Genomic DNA, 20,587 nt, shown 5'->3' with positions numbered 1-20,587 from the left:
GGAAGCGTGGATCGAGTTGTCCACAGGGCCGGATGGCTCGTGTGATCGTATGACCGAACCCGCCACCCGCCCTGCCCCGACCTGGCCTGGCCTGCCTACACCATCCTCCCGCCTACGCCGTCACCGGCTGCCCGCCCGCCGCCGTGACCTCCCGGACCCACGGTGTCCTGGCGTCCACCCGGCTGCTCTTCTGCACGTCCCAGGCGCCGTAGCGCGGGTTGAGGTCGACGTGGAGGTCCGTGGACGCCTTGGACAGGGTCTGCCAGAACGCGGGCTGGCTGGTGTCGGTGCCGAGTTTGGCGGCGAGCTTCTGCGCCTCCAGTTGCAGGCGCAGGTTGTCGTCGAGGCGGGCCGGGGCGATGCCGTACTTCTGGAGCCAGGCGGTCTCCAGGCCCTTGCCGCCGCCGGCCTGCTGCTCCAGGCCCGTGCGCATCTGCTGGATCTCCTTGCGGGTGACCGAGATGCCCTTGCCCCGGGCGGCGTGGTGCAGGACCCGGTCGAGCACCATGTTGTGCAGGGTGTCGCGGGTGAGGCTGCTGGTGGAGGAGACGACCTGCTGGTACTGCGTCTCGTCCGGCACCGCGGCCCGCTGGGCCCGGCGGACCTCGTCGACCCGGTTCTCCAGCTGGGCGACGGTGATCCGCTGCCCGCCGACGACGGCCGCGGCGCCCGGATGCGCGTCGCTTCCGCAGGCGGTCAGCAGGGGGGCCGCGGCGGCGATCGCGGCGGTGAGGACGAGCGCGGTGCGACGGCGGCGGTGCAAGGAAACCTCCTGGGGGAGATTGTGCGACGGTGCACAAAGTCTTGCGATGATCGATGGTAGGCAGTGGGCAGGCCGCGGCCAACCCATTCGACCAACGATTCGCGCCCTCTTCGGGCACCGCCGCGCCGCTCCCGGAGCGGTCCGCCGGATCAGCCGATGACGGCCACCGGCGCGTCCCAGGCGTTCCGGTCGACGGTCAGCGTGACGCCGCCGCGCGTCTCCTTGCTGTTGACCATGTACTGGTGGCCGCGGCTGTGAGGGGTGTACTGGGCGGCGCCCCACGGCCAGTCCGCGGTCGTCGTGTTCTTCTTGTCGTACAGCGCGTACCAGAGGTTGCCCGGCAGGTCCTTCTTGTCGGCGGCGGTGGCGACGGCCTTCGCGCTGGAACTGGTGAAGCCGTAGTAGCCGCCGCGGTAGGTCTTGGCGCGCAGCGTCTTCATGAAGGAGCGCACGTACGTCAGCACGGCGTCGTTGCACGCCTTGTTCTTGACGTCGTACGCCTCCATGTCCAGGTAGATGGGGCTGCCGGCCTTCATGCGGAGCGCGGACGCCTTGGCCACGGCGTCGGCGGCGTCCTTCGCGCCCAGGGAGGCCGCCGTGGCGGTGCTCAGCTTCTCGGGGCTGGAGCCGGTCTGGCAGGGCGGCTGGGCGCCGACGTAGATCGGGATGAGCTTCCAGCCGAGGGAGTTCACCGACTTCACCCAGGACGCGGTGAGGTTGGACTGGGCGCAGCCGCGGTTCTTGCCGCCCACGTAGACGGCGGCGGCGCCGTAGAAGCCGGTGTTCCAGGCCTTCATCGCGGACAGCGAGGGCGCGGTACAGGTGTCGAACGCACGGCCGGTGAACGTCTTCTGCGCGGGCCAGGAGCCGGCGGCCATCGAGGTCTGCGCGGCGATGCCGGCCCCGGCGGCGACCACCGTGCCGGCCACTCCCCAGGCGATGTATCTGCGCTTCTTGGACTGCCGGTGACCGGCCATGTACCCCACCCTTTTCCGCGCACGGCGACTCACGCGCGTGCGTGCCTGACGAAACCGACGGACAATCTATCCGCGCACCTGTCCGAGCCACTGGAGGGTCCGCCGCACCTCCACGGCCAGCGGGTGGCCGGGTCCGTGCAGCCGCTCGACGTCCACCACCAGCCGTACGAGCGTGTCGTGGGCGGCCGGCCGGTCGCCGAGCGCGAGCAGCAGATGACCGATGTGCCGGCGCACCTCGTGGGCGAGCTGCGGGTCCCCGGAGACGTACTGGTTCTCGTAGTACGGCAGCAGCGCGCGGTACTCGGCGAGCGCCGCCGCCGGTTCGCCGAGCTGCTCCAGGCACTGCGCGGCCTCGTAGCGGTAGCGCAGCGACTGCGGGTCCGCCTGGCCGGCCTCGGCGGCGCGTTCGTCGGCGAGGCGGCGCAGTTCGGGCAGCGCGCGCCGGTACTGGCCGTCGTCCAGGAGGGTGGCCACGTACTGCTTGCGCAGGGTGCGGACGACCGGGGAGTGCTCGCCGTGCTCTTCGGCGGCGGCCGGCAGGATCGCGCCCAGGATGTCCACCGCCTGGGTGATGCGGCCCTCGCCGAGCAGCCGCTTGACCTCGTCCACGGCGGCGGCGACATCGGGCTGGCCGGCCGCCGGCGGCGCGGGCGCGACGGGGGCGGGCCGCGGCGCGGGCGTCCGGGCGCGGTCCGGCCAGGGGGCGTGCGGTCGCAGGAAGGGGCGCGTGGGGTCCAGGGGCGCTCCGGTGGGGGTGCCGCGCGCGGGCAGCAGCAGTGCCAGGTCCTCGTAGACCTCCTGCGCGGACGCCGGCCGGTGCTGCGGGTCCTTGGCCAGCAGGCGCAGCACCAGGGACTCCAGCGCCTCGGGGACCTCGGGGCGGGTCCGGCGCACGGGCAGCGGGGGCTCGTACAGGTGCCGGTGCAGCACACCGAGCGCCGTGGAGCCGGCGAACGGCACCTCTCCGCTGAGCAGTTCGTGCAGCAGCACGCCGAGCGCGTACAGGTCGGTGTACGGGCCGACCGCGCCGCCCATCGCCTGCTCCGGCGCCATGTAGGCGGGCGAGCCGATCGGGGAGCCGGTGTGGGTGAGGCGGGTGGTGTCGGTGTCCATCACCGAGGCCACGCCCAGGTCGAGCACGGTGATCGTGCCGTCCTGCTTCACCATCACGTTGCGCGGCTTGAGGTCGCGGTGCACGATCGGCACGGCGTGCACGGCGCTCAGCACGGCGCACAGTTGCGCGGCCACCGCCACCGCCCACGGCCAGGGGTACGGGTCGTGCTCGGCGAGGTGGTCGGACAGGTCGGCACCGTCGACGTACTGCATGACCAGGAACAGCTCGTCGCCCTCGCTGCCCGCGTCGTGCACCGTCACCAGGCCGGGGTGGTCCACCTGCGCGGTGACCCGGCACTCGCGCAGGAAGCGGCGGCGCAGCTCGTCCGCCTCCTGGCCCGCCACCTTGTCCGGGCGCAGCAGCTTCACCGCCACGCGCCGGTCCAGCCGCCGGTCGTACGCCGTCCAGACCTGGCCCATGCCGCCCTGCCCGATGAGCGTGGACAGTTCGTAGCGGCCGGCGACGACGCGTCCCGCCGCCCCGCTCACCGTCCGCCCTCGTGGCCGTCCCGCCGGCGCAGGTAGTCGCTCAGCTCGTCCAGCTCCGCGCGCACCTGGTCGATCCGCGCGGGCGCCGGGCGCCGCGGCACCGGGGCGGCCGGCGGCGGACCGGGCACGGGCGGGAGCGGCACGGGGGGCGGGGTGTGCGGCGCGACGGGCGCCCGGAGCGCGGCCGGGCCGGCCGGCATGGCCGGCATGGCCGGCGCGGCCGGTACGCCCGCGGCGGCCGGCGCGGTCGGTACGGTCGTCGCGCCGTACGGCGTCGCGGGGCCCGGGTAGCCGTACGCCCGGGCCCCGGGCGCCGCGTACGTCTCCTGCGGCCGCAGGAAGTGGCGGATGTCCGCGGCCAGGTAGTACCCGATCGTGCCCACGAGCGTGCCGAGCACCAGGAACAGGCCCACGTAGCCGCCCGTGGTGTGGATCTCGTCGCCGGGCTCCACCGCCAGCAGGACGACGGCCAGGACGTCGGCGGTCAGCACCGCCACGAACAGCCCCCAGTCCAGCGACCGGCGCGTGACGGCCGCCAGCCGCAGCAGCATCGCCCAGGACAGGAAGCCGAGGCTGAGGATCCCGAGCACCACGAACAGCACACGCAGGAAAACCAGCCACGCGGTGTGCGGCGGCTGCTTCACCGGCTGTCCGTAGCCGTGGCCTTGCATGGCTGCTCCCGATCCTGGAAGTGGGTGTACCCGCCCGCCCGCCTCGGTCCGCGGGGGCCCGGACCGCGCCGGGCGCTCGGTTGTCGCTTCGAGCATATGGCCCGCCGCGGACAAGTGATCGGAGTTGTACCGAACCGTTGTCCGGTGGCCGGCGCGGGATCAGCCCGGGGCCACCGTGCCGTCGGTGAGCCCGTCGTACATCCCGCGCACCAGCTGTTCCCCGAGCCGGCTCGCGTGCCGCAGCGCCCGCTCGAACTCGTCGAGCGCGCGGAACCGCGCGCCGTAGCGACGCTGTTCCTCCAGCGGGAGCCGGGGCAGGTGCAGCCGGCGCACGTCCAGCCGGGTCGCGGTGGAGGCGTAGCTGCTGGCCTGCCGGTTGTTGGCGGTACCGCGCAGGAATCCGGCCAGGAACCACGGGTCGAGCGCCGTGCGATCCGGGCGCAGCAGCACCAGGTTGCGCCCCAGGGCGGCGCCTGCCGTCGCCTCGTCGATCACCCGCGCCACCGCGCCCCCGCCGAGCACCGGTACGACGACGTCGCCCGGCTCGGTCAGCACGGCCTCCTCCTCGCTCTCGGACAGCGTGCCGGAGGGCGCCGTGCCGGCGAGGACGTCGTGGTCGGTGAGCACCGGCACGCGCGCGTGGCCGCCGTGTCCGCCGGTACGCATCACCAGCGCGCCGCCGCGCGCCAGCTCGCCGACGGTGGTCAGCGGCCAGCGCGCGGGCGGTGCCGGGTCGGCGGGCGGCGGAGTGAGGTCGGCGGTCAGGCGCAGGGTCGCGCCCAGGCGTTCGCGCACCTCGGTGAGCTGCCCGGCGCCGTCGGCCACCGCGGCCGGCGGCAGATGGCGGGCGGGGGCGAGGTCCACGTCGTCGTCGAGGAGTTCGATGACCGGCACGGACCGGGCGAGCCCGGGCCGCTCCGCGAGCCGCCCCGCGCGCGCGTAGGCACGCCAGGCGTCCAGCACCGCGTCCCGTACCGCCGCCCAGTCGGGGCCGCCGCGCGCCTCTCCGGCGAACCGTCCCGTGTCCACGAGCAGCACCTCGGGGGCCGCCGGGGTCCGGTCGGGCCGGCGCAGCACCCACAGGTGCAGCGGGATGTTGTACGGCGGGGCCGCGCCGACCGGCAGCGCGACCACGGCTCGCAGCGCGCCCCGGCGCAGCAGATCGGCGCGGATCCGGCGCCCGGAACGGCGGGAGGCGGCGGCGGGAGGCATCAGCAGGACGGCGGTGCCGCCGTCGGCCAGCCGGGCCAGCGCGTGCTGCACCCAGGCCAGCTCGGACTCCGTACGCGCCGGGAAGCCGTACTCCCAGCGGGGGTCGTAGGCGAGTTCGTCGTGGCCCCAGTTGCGCTCGTTGAACGGCGGATGGCACAGGACCGCGTCGGCGCGCAGCGCGGGGTGGGCGTCGGCGCGCAGGGTGTCACCGACGGCGGCGCGCACGGCGGCCCGGCTGTGCAGCGCCAGCCGCAGCGCGCTGAGCGCGGCGAGTTCGGGCGCGCTGTCCTGGGCGTACAGCTCCTGGTCGGGGCGGGGGTCGACGGCGCGCAGCAGGGCGCCGGTGCCGCTGGCCGGGTCCAGGACGGTGCGGGCCGGGCCGGCCAAGTCGGCCATGAGGCCCGCCAGCTCGGCCGGGGTGAGCGTGTACTGGCGGGGGTTGGCGTCCAGGTGCCGGCCCAGCAGGAACTCGAACGTCTGCCGGGCGCCGATCTCGGCAGCGAGTTCGGCGGCGCCGCGGAGGAGGGGGACGGAGGGGAGGAGCTGGGGGCCGGTGGGGGTGGAGAGGGCGGGGGTGCGGGACGGGGTGGGTGTGGCGGTGGTGGTCGGCGGGGTGCGCATCGCCGACTTCGGGTGAACGGCTGGTTCGGCTTGAACGGCTGGTGCGATGTGAACGGCTGGTGCGGGGTGAACACTGGGCGGCGCGTTCACAGTCGGCGCCGTCGGTGAGGAGTTCACAGCGGTGGCGGTGGCATCGGTGTTCACACCGGGCGCGGCGGCGCCCGCGTTCACACCGGGTGTGCCGGCGTCGGCGTTCACGCCAGGTGCCGGTGAATCCGCGTTCACCTGGCGAGACTTGAGCGTCCCATACACACCGGACGACTCGAAGGCCGCGTTCACACCGCCACCCACACCCGCACCCGCGCCTGCGCCTGCGCCTGCAACCACCCCCCGACCGCCGCCCCCACGCCCCCGCGCGACCCCCAGCCGAGGCGTCAGCACCTTCTCCAGCGCCCCCGGCAGCATCGCGGCCAGCCTCGCGTCGGAGCCGGCGCTCGCGTCGAGCCAGACCGTGGGACGTTCGTGGATGAGCAGCAACGCGCACCCCGTGTGCACCAAGGCCGTCAGCGGGCCCTCCGGATGGCCGGCGAGTTGCTGCCAGACCCGTTCCCGCAGGGGCACTTCAGCGAGTTTGCCCTGCTTGCGCAGCCAGGCCTCGACCTCGGCCAGGGCGAAGGAGGGGCTGGTCTCGCTGCCGCCGACCGGCTTGGGGAAGTCGGCGTGCCGGCGACGCCAGTTGCTGACGGCGGCCCGCCCCACCCCGGCGAGCCGGGCGATCCCGGCCGCGGTCACCTCTGTCACGTTGTTCTGCACCGGCTTCGCTCCCCTCGTCCCGTGTGTGCGCCGAGCATACCGGCGTACACAAGACCCCTTGGTTCACGGCCGTGTACACACTCGAAGGTGTGAATCGTGTTGACTCGGTTCACACGCTCTGCTGTTATTGACCCAGCGAACGAGCGGTCACCGGAGGGGGAGGCCGCCGTATTCGGGGAGGGATTCGCCATGGGCATGAAGGCCAAGCTCGCGACCGGCGCGGTAGTGGGACTCGCCGTCATCGGGGCCGTGTCCGCCACCGCCGGCAGCGACAAGGACGGTGGTTCCGGCGGCGGCACCAAGGCCGGCTCCTCGGCCTCGGCCGGGCGCAAGCCCGGTGGCGGCGGCACGGACGCGGGCGGTTCGAAGGACTCGGGTGCCGCCGAGGCCGCCGGGGCCGCCGAGGAGAAGAAGGCCGCCTTCGGAGGCGACGGCGAGTACCAGGTCGGCACCGACATCAAGCCGGGGACGTACCGGACGGCCGGCAACACCGACGGCATGTGCTACTGGGAGCGCGCCAAGGACGCCTCCGGCGAACTGGACTCCACGCTCGCCAACGACAACGTCAGCGGCACGAGTTACGTAACCGTCAAGGCCACCGACAAGCTGTTCAAGTCCAACGGCTGCTCCGACTGGGAGGCCGTCGACCCGAAGGCGAAGGGCACGCCCGCCGTCTCCATGGACGGCGACGGGGGGATGTTCGAGGTGGGTACGGACATCGCGCCGGGCACCTACAAGTCGACCGGGAACGCCGACGACTCCTGCTACTGGGAGCGCACCAAGGACGCCGGCCAGGGCCTGGACTCGATCATCGCCAACAACAACGTGACCGGCACGGCCGTCGTCACCATCAGCGCCTCGGACGGCTACTTCAAGACGACCGGCTGCGACGACTGGAAGAAGGCCTGACCCGTTTGCCCACCCCGGCGCGGGGACACTCACCCCGCGCCGGCACCGCACCACCCCGCACCATCCGCAACCCCCCGCACACCCGCACCGCCACCGCTCACCCCGTACCACTCACCCCGGAGCCCCCGCGGCTCCCCGCTCACCAGCACATCTCTCTCAGCAAGGAACCGTCATGCGTCGTACCGCACTTGCCGCTCTCTGTCTCGCCGCCGCGGCCACCGCGGGACTCACCACCGGCTGCCAGTCGGGGAACGACTCGGCCGACAGCAAGCCGAAGGGCCCGTTCGCCGGGCTGAGCGGCAGTGAGATCGCCGAGCGCGCGATGAAGACCACCACGAGCGCCTCGTCCCTGCGCCTGAAGGGCCAGGTCCCCGACGACGAGAGCAAGGGCGTCATCGAGATCGACATGGCGCTCGACAAGAAGGGCCGGTGCGCCGGCACGATGAGCATCGGCGGCCAGGGCAAGGCCGATCTGATCAGGTCGGGCGGCACCGTCTACATGAAGTACGACGAGAAGTTCCTGCGCGCCCAGAGCGAGGGCGAGTCGAAGGAGGACACCGACGCGGCCGTCGACATGCTCGCCGGGAAGTGGACCAAGATGGCCGTCAAGGGCCAGGACGCCAAGGACATCGCGAGCTTCTGCGACCTGGACACGGTCCTCGGCGACGTGAGCGACGGTGACTCGGCGGCCACCCGCGGCAAGACCACGAAGGTCGACGGCACGCCCGCGATCGTCCTGCACGAGAAGGACGGCAAGGACGACTACACGGCGCACGTGGCGACGCAGGGCAAGCCGTACCTGCTGCGGATCGACAGCGGGGCCAAGGCCAAGGAGCAGATACACCTGGCCTTCGGCGACTACGGCCGTCCGGTCCCCGCGGACAAGCCCGCGGGGAAGATCATCGACCTGGACTCCCTGTAAGGACCGGCACGGGGCCGGGCCCGGCGCGGGGTCACAGCGGGTGCCGCATCCAGACGTTGGGTTCGACGTAGACGGCGTACCCGCGCTCCGGTTCGCAGCGGACCGGGACCAGCGCGCCGGGCACCTCGACGTCGCCGGGGCGGTCGAAGGGCAGCCCGGTCCAGCGGCGCCACTCCTCCAGCGAGCCGCCGACGGTCATGGAGGCCGGGGCGATGGAGTCGAAGGTGGCGCCGGCCCGGGCGTGGACGCGCAGCCACGGGTCCTCGGGCAGCCCGTCGGGGCGGACCCGGCGGGCGTACTCGGTGATCGGGGTGCGCGGTTCGCGGTGCTTGGCGCTCGGCCGGACGGGGGCGACGACCTCGCGGAAGCCGCGGGCGCGGGCGTTGTCCCGCATCGCGGAGAGCAGGACGGCGGACAGCCCCCGGCCCTGGGCGTGCGGGGCGATGGTGACCGAGACGGCGCTCACCGTGTCCGGGCGGGTGCCGGCCCGCAGGTCGGCGAAGGCCCAGGCGAGGACCTGGTCCCAGCCCCGGGCGGGCAGGGCGCCGCGGCCGGGGGCGTGGAGGGCGAAGGGCACGCTGTAGGCGTGGGCGACGACCCGGCCGTCCTCGTCCTCGGCGAACAGGGCGTATTCCGGCAGTTCGGTGGGGATGCGGCCGTAGTGGGTGGTGCCGACGAGGTCGTTGGTGACGAACTCCGGCCAGGTATCGGGCATGTCGGACACCGCCGGCAGCCGGTCGGGCCGCTCGGCGAGGCTGCTGACCTTGATCTCCATGACGGTCACGGTAGGCGGAGGGCGCCCGCCGGGACAGCGGTTCACCCGGTCAGCGGGCCCGGAAGCGCTCGGGTGCCCGGGTCGGGTTGCCGCCGGTGGGCAGCTTCTGGTCCGGGCAGCCGGCGAGGACCTTCTTCATGGCCGACCGTTCGGCGGCGGTGACCCACAGGCCGTACTTCTTCTTGACGGCGACCTGGGCGGCGACATACTCGCAGCGGTGGCCCTTGTCGGGCGGGAGCCAGGTGGCCGCGTCGCCGTCGCCCTTGCCGCGGTTGGTGCTCGCGTCGACCGCGAGCAGGTTGAGCGGGTCGTTGGCCAGGGCGATGCGCTTGGCCGCGTCCCAGTACTTGGCGCCCTTCTGCCAGGCGTCGGAGAGGGCCACGATGTGGTCGATGTCGACCTGGCTGCGGCCGCGCCGGTAGGTGATCTCCTTGCCGGAGTAGGGGTCGGGGTCCAGCAGGCCGTAGGTGACCTTGCAGTGGCCGCCGGTGAACCTCACGTTCTTCAGGTCGCGTTTGAGGATGTCGTCGCGGGTGTCGCAGGAGTTGGAGTCGGTGTCCGCCCAGGCGGTGCCGAACCGGTCGCGGGAGTAACCGGTCTTCGGCGCACGTCCCTTGACGGTCAGTGAGCCGACGGCGGACAGGGCCGCGCCGCCGCCACCGGTCTCCTCGGGCCCGGAGGACCCCTTGGTCTGCTCGGCCGTACAGCCGGTCACGGCGACCAGCATGGCCGCCGCGGTGACCATGCCGCCCCTCAGACGCGTCACGGTGCGTCCCCCTTGCTCGTGCTGGTCCGCCCGTCGGGAGCGGGGCGGATCGTTCCGCTCCCACGGTAACTTCCCGCCGCCGCCCAGCAGATGGGACCTAATCACATAATGAGGTGACACGTATCGTTTTGTCCGGCAAAGAGATGCCACTTGACCTTGCCATTGGCGTCAGGGTCCGACGATCCCCGCATGACCGAGAACAGCAACTCCCGGAACCAGCCCCCTCGTACGGTCCTCGTCACCGGCGCCGGCACCGGCATCGGACGGGCCACCGCGCGCGCGTTCGCCGCCGAGGGCGCCCGGGTCCTCGCCGTCGGCCGGCGGACGGCGCCGCTGGCGGAGACCGCCGAGGGACACCCCGGGATCACGCCCCTGTCCGCCGACCTGACCGCAGAGGACGGGCCCGCCTCCGTCGTAGGGGCCGCGCTGGAGCGCCACGGCCGGATCGACGTGCTCGTCAACAACGCGGCCGTCGTCACCGACGACTCCTTGCGCAGCTACACCCGCGCGTCGGTACGGCCGCTGCTTCAGACCAACCTCCTCGCGCCCGTGCTGCTCACCCAGGCCGCGCTGCCCGCGCTGGAGGAGAGCCGGGGCGTGGTGGTGAACGTGACGACCTCGGTGGGCCAGCGCGGCTGGCCCGGCAACTCGCTGTACGCGGCGGGCAAGGCGGCCCTGGAGGTGCTGACCCGCGGCTGGGCGGTGGAACTGGCGCCGCACGGCATCCGGGTGGTCGCCGTGGCCCCGGGCGCGATCGACACACCCATCACCGAGCACACCGGGTACTCGCCCGAGCGGCGCGCCGCCCTGCGCCGGTGGCAGCTCGACCACACCCCGCTCGGCCGGATCGGCCGCCCCGAGGAGGTCGCCTGGGCCATCACCCGGCTCGCCTCCCCGCGCGCGTCGTTCGTGACGGGCGTGGTGCTGCCGGTGGACGGCGGCGCGGTCGTCTCCTGACCCGGCCCGTTCACGGGACGTTCCCGCTCCGGCCCCTTCACCGGACCTCGGCGCCCGCCTCCCGCAAGGCCGCCGCCAGCCGCTCCCGCAGCTGCGTCTGGGCCGCGATACGGGCGTCCAGGACGGCCAGCCGGTCCCGGGCGACCTTGAGACCGGCGGCGGAGGCGGGGCCGGCGGTGACGTCGCCGTCCAGGCAGGGCAGGAACACGCGTACGTCGTCCAGCGTGAGGCCCGCCGCCAGCAGCCGGCGGATGTTGCGGACCCGTACGACAGCCCGGGCGTCGTACGCGCGGTAGCCGTTGGCGGCCCGCGCGGAGGTGATCAGGCCCTGCCGTTCGTAGTGGCGCAGGGCGCGCGGGGTCGTGCCGGTCGCCTCCGCCAGCTCACCGATCCGCACCCGCGCCCCCGTTCCCGTCCACCGGCCCCCGTCGTCGTACACCCTCCGCCGCCCCCGTCGTCGTGCGCCGTCCGTCAGCCCAGGATCGAGGTGAGGAACTCGCCGACCCAGGCCAGCAGTTCGCGGCCGACCAGCGGCTTGCCGCCCACCTTCGCGGTCTTCGGGCGCGGGACCAGCACCTGGTGGGCGGCCGGCTTGATGACCGTGCCGGGGTAGAGCCGCTTGAGGCGCAGCTCCTGCGACTCGCGCAGCTCCACCGGCGCGAAGCGGATGTTGGTGCCCTGGAGCACGATCTCGCCGACGCCGCAGGCGCGCGCGAGCATCCTGAGGCCGGCCACCAGCAGCAGGTTCTCCACCGGTTCGGGCAGCTTGCCGTAGCGGTCGGTGAGTTCCTCGCGGACGGCCTTGACGTCCTCCTCGCTGTTGGCGGAGGCGATCGAGCGGTAGGCCTGGAGGCGCAGGCGCTCGCCGGGCGCGTAGTCGTGCGGGACGTGCGCGTCGACGGGCAGCTCGATCTTGACCTCCAGCGGCGGCTCCTCCTCGACCGCGCCGGTCTCCAGCTGGCGCCGGTAGTCGGCGACGGCCTCGCCGACCATGCGGACGTACAGGTCGAAGCCGACGCCGGCGATGTGCCCGGACTGCTCGCCGCCGAGCAGGTTTCCGGCGCCGCGGATCTCCAGGTCCTTCATCGCGACGTACATGCCCGCGCCCATCTCGGTGTGCTGGGCGATGGTCGCCAGGCGCTCGTGCGCGGTCTCCGTCAGCGGCTTCTCCGGCGGGTACAGGAAGTAGGCGTATCCGCGTTCGCGGCCACGGCCGACCCGGCCCCGCAGCTGGTGCAGCTGGGACAGGCCGAAGGTGTCGCCGCGCTCCACGATCAGGGTGTTGGCGTTGGAGATGTCGATGCCGGACTCCACGATGGTGGTCGACACCAGCACGTCGAACTTCTTCTCCCAGAAGTCGACCACGACCTGTTCCAGCGCGGATTCCGACATCTGGCCGTGGGCGGTGGCGATGCGCGCCTCGGGGACGATCTCGCGGAGCCTGGCCGCCGCGCGGTCGATGGACTCGACGCGGTTGTGGATGTAGAAGACCTGGCCCTCGCGCAGCAGTTCGCGGCGGATGGCGGCGCCGATCTGCCTCTCCTCGTACGGCCCGACGAAGGTGAGCACCGGGTGGCGCTCCTCGGGAGGCGTGGTGATCGTGGACATCTCGCGGATGCCGGTGACCGCCATCTCCAGGGTGCGCGGGATGGGGGTCGCGGACATCGTCAGCACGTCGACGTTGGCGCGGAGCTTCTTCAGCTGCTCCTTGTGCTCGACGCCGAAGCGCTGCTCCTCGTCGACGATGACCAGGCCGAGGTCCTTGAACTTGGTCTCGGAGGAGAACAGGCGGTGGGTGCCGATGACGACGTCCACCGCGCCGTCCTTCAGGCCCTCCAGGACGGCCTTGGCCTCGGTGTCGGTCTGGAAGCGGGACAGGGCGCGCACGTTGACGGGGAACTGCGCGTACCGCTCGGAGAACGTGCCGTAGTGCTGCTGCACCAGCAGGGTGGTGGGCACCAGGACGGCGACCTGCTTGCCGTCCTGTACGGCCTTGAAGGCGGCCCGCACCGCGATCTCGGTCTTGCCGTAGCCGACGTCGCCGCAGATCAGGCGGTCCATGGGGACCGACTTCTCCATGTCCTCCTTGACCTCGGCGATGGTGGTGAGCTGGTCCGGGGTCTCGGCGTAGGGGAAGGCGTCCTCCAGCTCGCGCTGCCAGGGGGTGTCGGTGCCGAAGGCGTGGCCGGGAGCGGCCATGCGCGCGCTGTACAGCTTGATCAGGTCGGCGGCGATCTCCTTGACGGCCTTCTTGGCGCGGGCCTTGGTCTTGGTCCAGTCGGCGCCGCCGAGGCGGTGCAGGGTGGGGGCCTCGCCGCCGACGTACTTGGTGATCTGCTCCAGCTGGTCGGTCGGGATGTACAGCCGGTCGCCGGGCTGGCCGCGCTTGGCGGGCGCGTACTCCACGACCAGGTACTCGCGGGTGGCGCCCTGCACGGTGCGCTGCACCATCTCGATGTAGCGGCCGACGCCGTGCTGTTCGTGGACGATGTAGTCGCCCGGCTCCAGGGTGAGCGGGTCGATGGTCTTGCGGCGGCGGGCCGGCATGCGGGCGCCCTCGCGGCCGGCGGTGCGCTGTCCGGAGAGGTCGGTCTCGGTGAGCACGGCGAGCTTGAGCGCGGGGTCCAGGAAGCCGTACTCGATGGAGCCGCAGGAGACGTGCACCACCGACGGGCTCGGCTCGCCGAGGTCGGAGTCGAGGCGGGCGGCGATGCCCTCGCCGCCGAGCACCTCCACCGTGCGGGCGGCCGGGCCGTGGCCCTCGGTGACGAAGACCGTGCGCCAGCCGTCGGCGAGCCAGCCCTTGGTGTCGGCGAGGGCGCGCGCGGTGTCGCCGCGGTAGGTCTCGGGGGCGCGCATGCCGAGCTTGAGGGTGTCGGCGTCGCCCGCCGCGTCGGCGTCCGCGGCGAACGGGGAGACCGACCACCACATCATGTCCAGTTCGCGCGCGCGGTCGCGGACGTCGGCGATGGACCACAGGGAGGCCGCGCCGACGTCGATGGGGGCCTCGCCACCGCCGGCGGTGGCCGCCCAGGACGCCTGCAGGAACTCCTGGCTGGTGGCGACGAGGTCGGCGGCGCGGGTGCGGACCCGCTCCGGGTCGCAGACGACGGCCATGGCGCCCTTGGGCAGCACGTCGAGGAGCAGCTCCATGTCGTCCACCAGGACCGGGGCCAGGGACTCCATGCCCTCCACGGCGATGCCCTCGGCGATCTTGCCGAGGAGTTCGCCCAGCTCGGGATGGTCCTCGGCGAGGGCGCGCGCGCGTGCGCGGACGTCGTCGGTGAGCAGCAGCTCGCGGCACGGAGGCGCCCACAGGCCGTGTTCGGCGACTTCCAGGGAGCGCTGGTCGGCGACCTTGAAGTAGCGGATCTCCTCGACCTCGTCGCCCCAGAACTCGATGCGCAGAGGATGTTCCTCGGTGGGCGGGAACACGTCCAGGATGCCGCCGCGCACGGCGAACTCGCCGCGCTTCTCGACCAGCTCCACGCGGGCGTAGGCGGCGGCCGCGAGGGATTCGACGACGTGGTCCAGATCGATGCTCTGGCCGGTGCGCAGGGCCACCGGTTCCAGGTCGCCGAGGCCCTTGACCTGCGGCTGGAGCACGGAGCGCACGGGGGCCACGACGACGGAGACGGGGCCGGTCTCGGGATCGTCGGGGCGGGGGTGGGCGAGGCGGCGCAGGACGGCGAGGCGGCGGCCGACGGTGTCGCTGCGCGGGCTGAGCCGCTCGTGCGGGAGGGTCTCCCAGGAGGGGTACTCCACGACGCCCTCGGGCGGCAGCAGGGAGCGCAGGGCGGCGGCGAGGTCCTCGGCCTCGCGGCCGGTCGCGGTGACCGCCAGCACCGTGCGGCCGGCGTCCCGGGCCAGGGCGGCGACGGCGAAGGGGCGGGCCGCCGGGGGACCGACCAGGTCGACGTGCGGGCGGTTGCCGTCCGCTGCCGCGCGCATCGCTTCCGCGAGGGCGGGGTCCTTGACGACGGCGTCGAGCAGACCGTGCAGGCTCATGGAGGCTTTTTCCGTCCAGGGGGTCGGCAACACGAAGGGCCCGACTCGTGTGACGGGCCGGGGGTGTCCAGCGTACGACGGTGTCGGCGGCCGTGCGGGAGCCTGTGGACAACCTCGGGCCCGGCCCTGTGGACAACTCCCGGGGCCCAGGGCGCGGAAGGTGCCGGCGGACGGGTGTGCCCGCGCCGGGAAGGTGTCCCGGGAACGCGCGGACCGGCGCCGGGAAGCCCTCGCGGACTTCCCGGCGCCGGATGCTCCCCCGCGACCCCCGTACGCGGTGGCCGCCGCCCGGGCCCGGCCCCGTGTGCGGTCACCGTCGGCCGGGCCGGTGCGGCTAGTCGGTCGCGATCGCGTTCAGCACGTTCATCCGGGCGGCCCGGAAGGCCGGGACCAGGGCGGCGAACAGGCCCACGAAGGCCGACCCGACGAACACCCCGGCGATCGTCGGCCAGGGGATGTCCAGGATGGTCAGGCCCTCCAGGGCGAGGAGCTTCTGCGCGGTGGCGCCCCAGCCCATGCCGAGGCCGAGGCCGAGCAGGGCGCCGAAGACGGCGATCACCACGGACTCCAGGCGGATCATGCGGCGCAGCTGGCGGCGGGAGAGGCCGACGGCCCGCATGAGGCCGATCTCCCGGGTCCGCTCGACCACGGACAGCGCCAGGGTGTTCACCACGCCGAGGACCGCGACGATGATCGCCAGCGCCAGCAGGCCGTAGATCATGTTCAGCAGCTGGCCGATCTGGTCCTTCAGCTCCTGCTTGTAGTCGGTCTGGTCGCGCACGGTGTACTGCGGGAACTCGTGCAGCGCCGACTTCAGCGCCGTGTAGGCGGTCTTCTCCTGGCCGTCCTTCGCCGTGACGAACAGCAGGTCGTCCAGCGGCATCCGGTCGGCGGGGACGTACTTGGCGACCGTGCTGATGGAGGCGTACATCGCGCCCTTGTCGACGACGGCCTCGTCGCTGGTGATCGCGCGGACGGTCAGCTTCGCCGTCCGGCCGTCCTCGAAGTGGACGGCGACCGTGGAGCCGAGCTTGATGCCGTGGTCCTCGGCGAAGCCCTCGAAGACGGACATCGAGTCCGGCTGGTAGGCGTCGGCGAGGCTGCCGGCGACGGTCTTGGTGCGCACGTCCCGGGCGTACGTCGGGTCGGCCGCGTTGATCGTCTCTTTCTTGGTGGTACGGCCGTCCGGCGTGGTCAGGGCCGCGTCCAGGAGCTTGTACTCGGTGACCCGGGCCAGGCCCGGCGTGTCCTTGACGGCCTGGACGGCCTGCTTGGTGATGACCTGGCCGTTGTCCTCCTGGACGATGAAGTCGGTGCCGACGGTCTTGTCCAGCTGGTCGGTGGCGGAGGCCACCATGGAGGAGCCGACCACCGACAGGCACGCCACCAGGGCCAGGCCGATCATCAGGGCGGCGCCGGTGGCGCCGGTGCGGCGCGGGTTGCGCAGCGCGTTGCGCTCGGCCATCCGGCCGACGGGCCCGAAGACCCGCAGGAGGACCGCGCCGAGGACGCGGACCAGACCGCCGGCGAGCAGCGGGCCGACGACGACGAAGCCGATCAGGGTGAGCAGCACGCCCAAGCCGAGCCAGCCCGAGCCGGTCTTGGCCTGGTCGGCGGTGGCGGCGGTGTACAGGCTCCAGGCGCCGGCGGCGGTCAGCAGCAGGCCGAGGACGGCGCGGACGGCACCGGCCCGGGCGTCGGAGGGGGCGCCGGCGTCGCGCAGGGCGGCCATCGGGGAGACCTTGCCGGCGCGCCGGGCGGGCAGGTAGGCGGCGAGGACGGTGACGACCACGCCGAGGAGCAGACCGAGGGCGGGAGTGGTCCAGGCCACCGTCAGGTCGTCGGTGGACAGCTTCATGTCCATCCGGCCCATGAGCTGCATCAGGCCGATGGCGAGGCCGACGCCCGCGCCGACGCCGAGCACGGAGCCGACCACGCCGAGCAGCAGCGCCTCGACCAGCACCGACCGGTTGACCTGCCGGCGGGAGGAGCCGATGGCGCGCAGCAGGCCGATCTCCCGGGTGCGCTGGGCGACCAGCATGGAGAAGGTGTTGATGATCAGGAAGATGCCGACCAGGAAGGCGATCCCGGCGAAGCCGAGCATCGCGTACTTCATGACGTTCAGGAAGCTCTGGACCTGCTTCTGGTTGGCGTCGGCGACCTCCTTGGCCGTCTGCACCTTGTAGTCGTGCCCGAGGACGGCGACGACGTTCTTCTTCAGCTGCTCGTCGCTCACGCCCCGGGCGGCGGTGACGTTGACGGTGGTGTAGACGCCGGTGCGGCCGACGAGGGTCTGCTGGGCGGTCCTGGTGTCCAGGTAGAAGATCGCCGCGCCGGGATTGGTGACCTTGAAGGCGGCGATGCCGGACACGCGCGCGTGGTGCGTGCCGACGGCCGTGATCAGGCCGATGTCGTCGCCGCGCTTCAGGCCGTGCCGGTCGGCGGTGTCGGCGTCGACCATCACCTGGTCCGGGCCCTTGGGCGCCGTACCGGAGGTGATCTCCATGGTGCGGGCGTCGTTGCCGTTCCAGCTGCCGACGATGGTGGGCCCGCCGTTACCGGGCGACAGCTTGTCCTTGCCGGCGTCGACGACGGTCACCGAGGTGGAGAACACCGTGCCCTCGGCCGACTTCACGCCCCGGGCGCGGCGGACCTCGCCGACGACGGAGGCCGGCAGGACCGGCGGCTTGCCGGTGCGGGAGGTGGTCTCCCCGGTGTCGGAGGCTCCCTTGGCGCCGACCTGGACGTCGGAGGCCGTGGCCTGGAACAGCTTGTCGAAGGTGGTGTTCATCGTGTCGGTGAACACCAGCGTGCCGCACACGAACGCCACCGACAGCAGCACGGCGACCGCCGACAGCGCCATGCGGCCCTTGTGCGCGAGGAAGTTGCGCATCGAGGTCTTCAGGACGGTCACGAGGTACGCCCCCGGGCGTCGAAGTCCTTCATGCGGTCCAGGACCTGTTCGGCCGTCGGCTGGTGCATCTCGTCGACTATGCGGCCGTCGGCGAGGTAGAGCACGCGGTCGGCGTAGGAGGCGGCCACCGGGTCGTGGGTGACCATGACGATGGTCTGGCCGAGTTCGTCCACCGAGCGGCGCAGGAAGCCCAGCACCTCCGCGCCGGCGCGCGAGTCCAGGTTTCCGGTCGGCTCGTCCCCGAAGATGATCTCCGGGCGGGCGGCGAGGGCGCGGGCCACGGCGACGCGCTGCTGCTGGCCCCCGGAGAGCTGGGTGGGCCGGTGCTTGAGGCGGCCGGCGAGCCCGACGGTCTCCACCACCCGCTCCAGCCAGGCCCGGTCGGGCTTGCGGCCGGCGATGTCCATGGGCAGCGTGATGTTCTCGATGGCGTTCAGCGTGGGCAGCAGGTTGAACGCCTGGAAGATGAAGCCGATGCGGTCCCGGCGCAGCTGGGTGAGCTTCTTGTCCTTCAGGCCGGTGATCTCGGTCTCGTCCAGGTGGATCTGACCGCTCGTCACGGTGTCCAGTCCGGCGAGGCAGTGCATCAGGGTCGACTTGCCGGACCCGGAAGGACCCATGATCGCGGTGAACCGCCCGCGGGCGATGTCCACGTCGACGCTGTTCAGCGCGACGACGCGGGTCTCCCCGGACCCGTACGCCTTCACGACCTGCCGCGCCCGCGCCGCGACGGCCGTACGCCCTCCAGTACCCCCGTGCCTGGGAATGGTCACAGCCGATGTCACGGTATGTCTCCTATGTTGGTTGACAGGTCGATGCGCGGCACGTGGAGGTGCCGGGTCGTCGTCTTGGTTACGCCGATGAGTCTCGCGGTCGGCGGGGCCGGCGCGCGCTGGTGCGGAGCCCCCTCTTTCCGGGGGGAAAACCCCACCCCCGCCGGTGCGGTTCGCCGCCCCCCAGCGGCGTAGGACCAGGTTAAGGACCGCGTCCGCCCGGGCTCCTCCTCCGCCGGGACGAACCCTCCCCGAGCCGCGGTACGGAGGAACCCCTAGGGGGACTCCACCGCCGGGTGGAGGCATTCTCCGGGGAGCCTCCACCCTTCGGCGCGCGCGGCCTCCACCCTTCACCGCGCCGGACCCCGGCCGGCCCGCCGTGGAAAGCTGTCGTCCCACACATAGGTGCAGGGGGCACCTGGGTAGCTTCCGACGGGAAGCAGGGGAGGGGATCCACGGTGGGGAGTACGACACCCGCGATACGCGGCGGCACGGCCCGGGGCCAGGGAGAACGGCGGCGAGGCGCGGTCGTGGCCGCGCTGATGCTGGCGATGGCCCTGGCCGCGCTCGACTCCACCGTCGTCTCCACGGCCGTACCGCAGATCGTCGGCGACCTCGGCGGGTTCTCCGTCTTCTCCTGGCTGTTCTCCGGCTATCTGCTCGCCGTCACCGTCACGCTCCCCGTCTACGGCAAGCTCTCCGACACCTTCGGCCGCAAACCGGTGCTGGTGGTGGGCGCGGCCGTGTTCCTGGCGGGCTCGCTGCTGTGCGCGACGGCCTGGAACATGGCCGCGCTGATCGCGTTCCGGATCGTCCAGGGCCTGGGCGGCGGTGCGTTGCAGGGCACCGTGCAGACCCTGGCCGCCGATCTGTACCCGCTGGCGGAGCGCCCGAAGATCCAGTCCCGGCTGTCCACGGTCTGGGCGGTCTCCGCGGTGGCCGGTCCCGGTCTCGGCGGAGTGCTCGCCGCCTACGCCGACTGGCGCTGGATCTTCCTGATCAACCTGCCGATCGGCGTCGCCGCCCTGTGGCTGATCGTGCGTCACCTGCACGAGCCGGAGCGGGAGACCGCCCGCCGGGCGCGCGTGGACTGGGCCGGCGCGCTCGCGGTGTTCGCGTGCGGCGGGGTGCTGCTGACCGCGCTGGTGCAGGGCGGGGTCGCCTGGCCGTGGCTGTCGGCCCCGTCGCTGACCCTGTTCGGCGCGGGCCTCGCCCTGGCCGCCGTGGTGGTCGCGGTGGAGCGGCGGGCCGCGGAGCCCATCATCCCCGGATGGGTGTGGCGGCGCCGGACGATCGCCGCCGTCAACCTGGCGCTCGGCGCGCTCGGCCTGCTGATGGTCGCGCCCGCGGTGTTCCTGCCGACGTACGCGCAGTCGGTGCTCGGACTCGGCCCCGTCGCCGCCGGGTTCGTGCTGTCGGTGTGGACGCTCAGCTGGCCGGTGTCCGCCGCGCTCAGCCAGCACGTCTACCGGCGCATCGGCTTCCGGGACACCGCGCTGCTCGGCATCGGCCTCGGCACGCTCGTCCTCAGCGTCTTCCCGTTCCTGCCCTACCCCGGGTCCTGGTGGCAGCCGACGCTGCTGATGCTGCTGCTCGGCGGCGCGCTGGGCCTGTTCCAGCTGCCGCTGATCGTCGGGGTGCAGTCGACCGTGGGCTGGTCGGAGCGGGGCACCACGACCGCCTCGGTGCTGTTCTGCCGGCAGACCGGCCAGACCCTCGGCGCGTCCCTGTTCGGCGCCATCGCCAACGGGGTGCTGGCCGCGCGGCTGGGCGGGGCCGGCGACCTGGACTCCGTCACCCGCGCGCTGGACGCCGGCACGGCCCCGGAGGCGACCCGGCGGGCCATCGCCGACGCGGTCCACGCCGTCTACCTCGGCGCGGCCTGCGCGGCGGCCCTGGCGTTCGTGGTGCTGCTGCTGGTGGCGCCCCGGCGGTTCCCGGTGCTCCCCGAATGACCCGGCGGG

15 protein-coding genes are annotated in these 20,587 nt (G+C 73.0%); 4 read left to right on the top strand and 11 right to left on the bottom strand.

Going from position 1 to position 20,587, the window contains the following annotated elements; all coding sequences use genetic code 11:
• Positions 1 to 112: 112 nt before the first annotated feature.
• From SCK26_RS22600 to SCK26_RS22580, 5 genes are all read right to left on the bottom strand, one after another.
• Positions 113 to 763 carry a SurA N-terminal domain-containing protein gene (locus SCK26_RS22600; protein ID WP_318203140.1) on the bottom strand — a complete coding sequence of 217 codons (651 nt, stop codon included), beginning with the start codon at positions 761 to 763 and terminating at the stop codon, positions 113 to 115.
• A gap of 149 nt (positions 764 to 912) precedes the next feature.
• Positions 913 to 1,740 carry a glycoside hydrolase domain-containing protein gene (locus SCK26_RS22595; protein ID WP_318203139.1) on the bottom strand — a complete coding sequence of 276 codons (828 nt, stop codon included), beginning with the start codon at positions 1,738 to 1,740 and terminating at the stop codon, positions 913 to 915.
• 66 nt (positions 1,741 to 1,806) lie between these two features.
• Positions 1,807 to 3,300: a serine/threonine-protein kinase gene (locus tag SCK26_RS22590; protein ID WP_318206068.1), complete on the bottom strand. Its 1,494-nt coding sequence runs from the start codon at positions 3,298 to 3,300 to the stop codon at positions 1,807 to 1,809.
• Positions 3,301 to 3,338: 38 nt separating this feature from the next.
• Positions 3,339 to 4,013, bottom strand: coding sequence for a hypothetical protein (locus SCK26_RS22585; RefSeq protein WP_318203138.1), 675 nt, complete (start codon positions 4,011 to 4,013; stop codon positions 3,339 to 3,341).
• A 159-nt stretch (positions 4,014 to 4,172) separates the two neighbouring features.
• Positions 4,173 to 6,599: an N-6 DNA methylase gene (locus SCK26_RS22580; RefSeq protein WP_318203137.1), complete on the bottom strand. Its 2,427-nt coding sequence runs from the start codon at positions 6,597 to 6,599 to the stop codon at positions 4,173 to 4,175.
• A gap of 189 nt (positions 6,600 to 6,788) precedes the next feature.
• On the opposite strand from SCK26_RS22580, the gene SCK26_RS22575 reads away from it, so the two are divergent.
• Both SCK26_RS22575 and SCK26_RS22570 read left to right on the top strand, forming a co-directional pair.
• Positions 6,789 to 7,508 carry a hypothetical protein gene (locus SCK26_RS22575; protein ID WP_318203136.1) on the top strand — a complete coding sequence of 240 codons (720 nt, stop codon included), beginning with the start codon at positions 6,789 to 6,791 and terminating at the stop codon, positions 7,506 to 7,508.
• 172 nt (positions 7,509 to 7,680) lie between these two features.
• Entirely contained in the window at positions 7,681 to 8,430 is a 750-nt protein-coding gene (locus SCK26_RS22570; RefSeq protein WP_318203135.1) for a hypothetical protein, read from the top strand.
• Between the two features lie 31 nt (positions 8,431 to 8,461).
• Here SCK26_RS22570 and SCK26_RS22565 read toward each other — a convergent pair whose 3' ends face one another.
• On the bottom strand, positions 8,462 to 9,205 hold the full coding sequence (locus SCK26_RS22565) for a GNAT family N-acetyltransferase (protein WP_318203134.1): 744 nt from the start codon (positions 9,203 to 9,205) through the stop codon (positions 8,462 to 8,464).
• 49 nt (positions 9,206 to 9,254) lie between these two features.
• A complete protein-coding gene (locus tag SCK26_RS22560; RefSeq protein WP_412080860.1) occupies positions 9,255 to 9,950 on the bottom strand; it encodes an HNH endonuclease family protein in 696 nt (231 codons plus the stop codon).
• 210 nt (positions 9,951 to 10,160) lie between these two features.
• On the opposite strand from SCK26_RS22560, the gene SCK26_RS22555 reads away from it, so the two are divergent.
• Positions 10,161 to 10,928: an SDR family oxidoreductase gene (locus SCK26_RS22555; RefSeq protein ID WP_318203132.1), complete on the top strand. Its 768-nt coding sequence runs from the start codon at positions 10,161 to 10,163 to the stop codon at positions 10,926 to 10,928.
• 37 nt (positions 10,929 to 10,965) lie between these two features.
• Here the strand turns inward: SCK26_RS22555 and SCK26_RS22550 are convergent, their stop codons facing one another.
• The 4 genes from SCK26_RS22550 to SCK26_RS22535 form a co-directional block, all read right to left on the bottom strand.
• Positions 10,966 to 11,325: a MerR family transcriptional regulator gene (locus tag SCK26_RS22550; RefSeq protein ID WP_318203131.1), complete on the bottom strand. Its 360-nt coding sequence runs from the start codon at positions 11,323 to 11,325 to the stop codon at positions 10,966 to 10,968.
• Positions 11,326 to 11,399: 74 nt separating this feature from the next.
• The gene (gene mfd, locus SCK26_RS22545) at positions 11,400 to 14,936 is read right to left on the bottom strand and encodes a transcription-repair coupling factor (protein WP_318203130.1); all 3,537 of its coding nucleotides are present in this window, start codon (positions 14,934 to 14,936) and stop codon (positions 11,400 to 11,402) included.
• A gap of 334 nt (positions 14,937 to 15,270) precedes the next feature.
• Positions 15,271 to 17,850, bottom strand: a complete 2,580-nt coding sequence (locus SCK26_RS22540) for an ABC transporter permease (protein WP_318203129.1) — start codon at positions 17,848 to 17,850, stop codon at positions 15,271 to 15,273.
• Positions 17,847 to 18,635, bottom strand: a complete 789-nt coding sequence (locus tag SCK26_RS22535; protein WP_318203128.1) for an ABC transporter ATP-binding protein — start codon at positions 18,633 to 18,635, stop codon at positions 17,847 to 17,849. Before SCK26_RS22535 ends, SCK26_RS22540 begins: the two co-directional genes overlap by 4 nt.
• Before the next feature lie 446 nt (positions 18,636 to 19,081).
• Here SCK26_RS22535 and SCK26_RS22530 point away from each other — a divergent pair, with 446 nt between their 5' ends.
• On the top strand, positions 19,082 to 20,578 hold the full coding sequence (locus SCK26_RS22530) for an MFS transporter (RefSeq protein WP_318203127.1): 1,497 nt from the start codon (positions 19,082 to 19,084) through the stop codon (positions 20,576 to 20,578).
• Positions 20,579 to 20,587 lie beyond the last annotated feature (9 nt).

Origin of the sequence: Streptomyces sp. SCL15-4 (assembly GCF_033366695.1) — a bacterium.
Taxonomy (GTDB): Bacteria; Actinomycetota; Actinomycetes; order Streptomycetales; family Streptomycetaceae; genus Streptomyces.
Note: the sequence above shows the minus strand (reverse complement) of the source record. Positions and strands in the feature narration are given on the sequence as shown.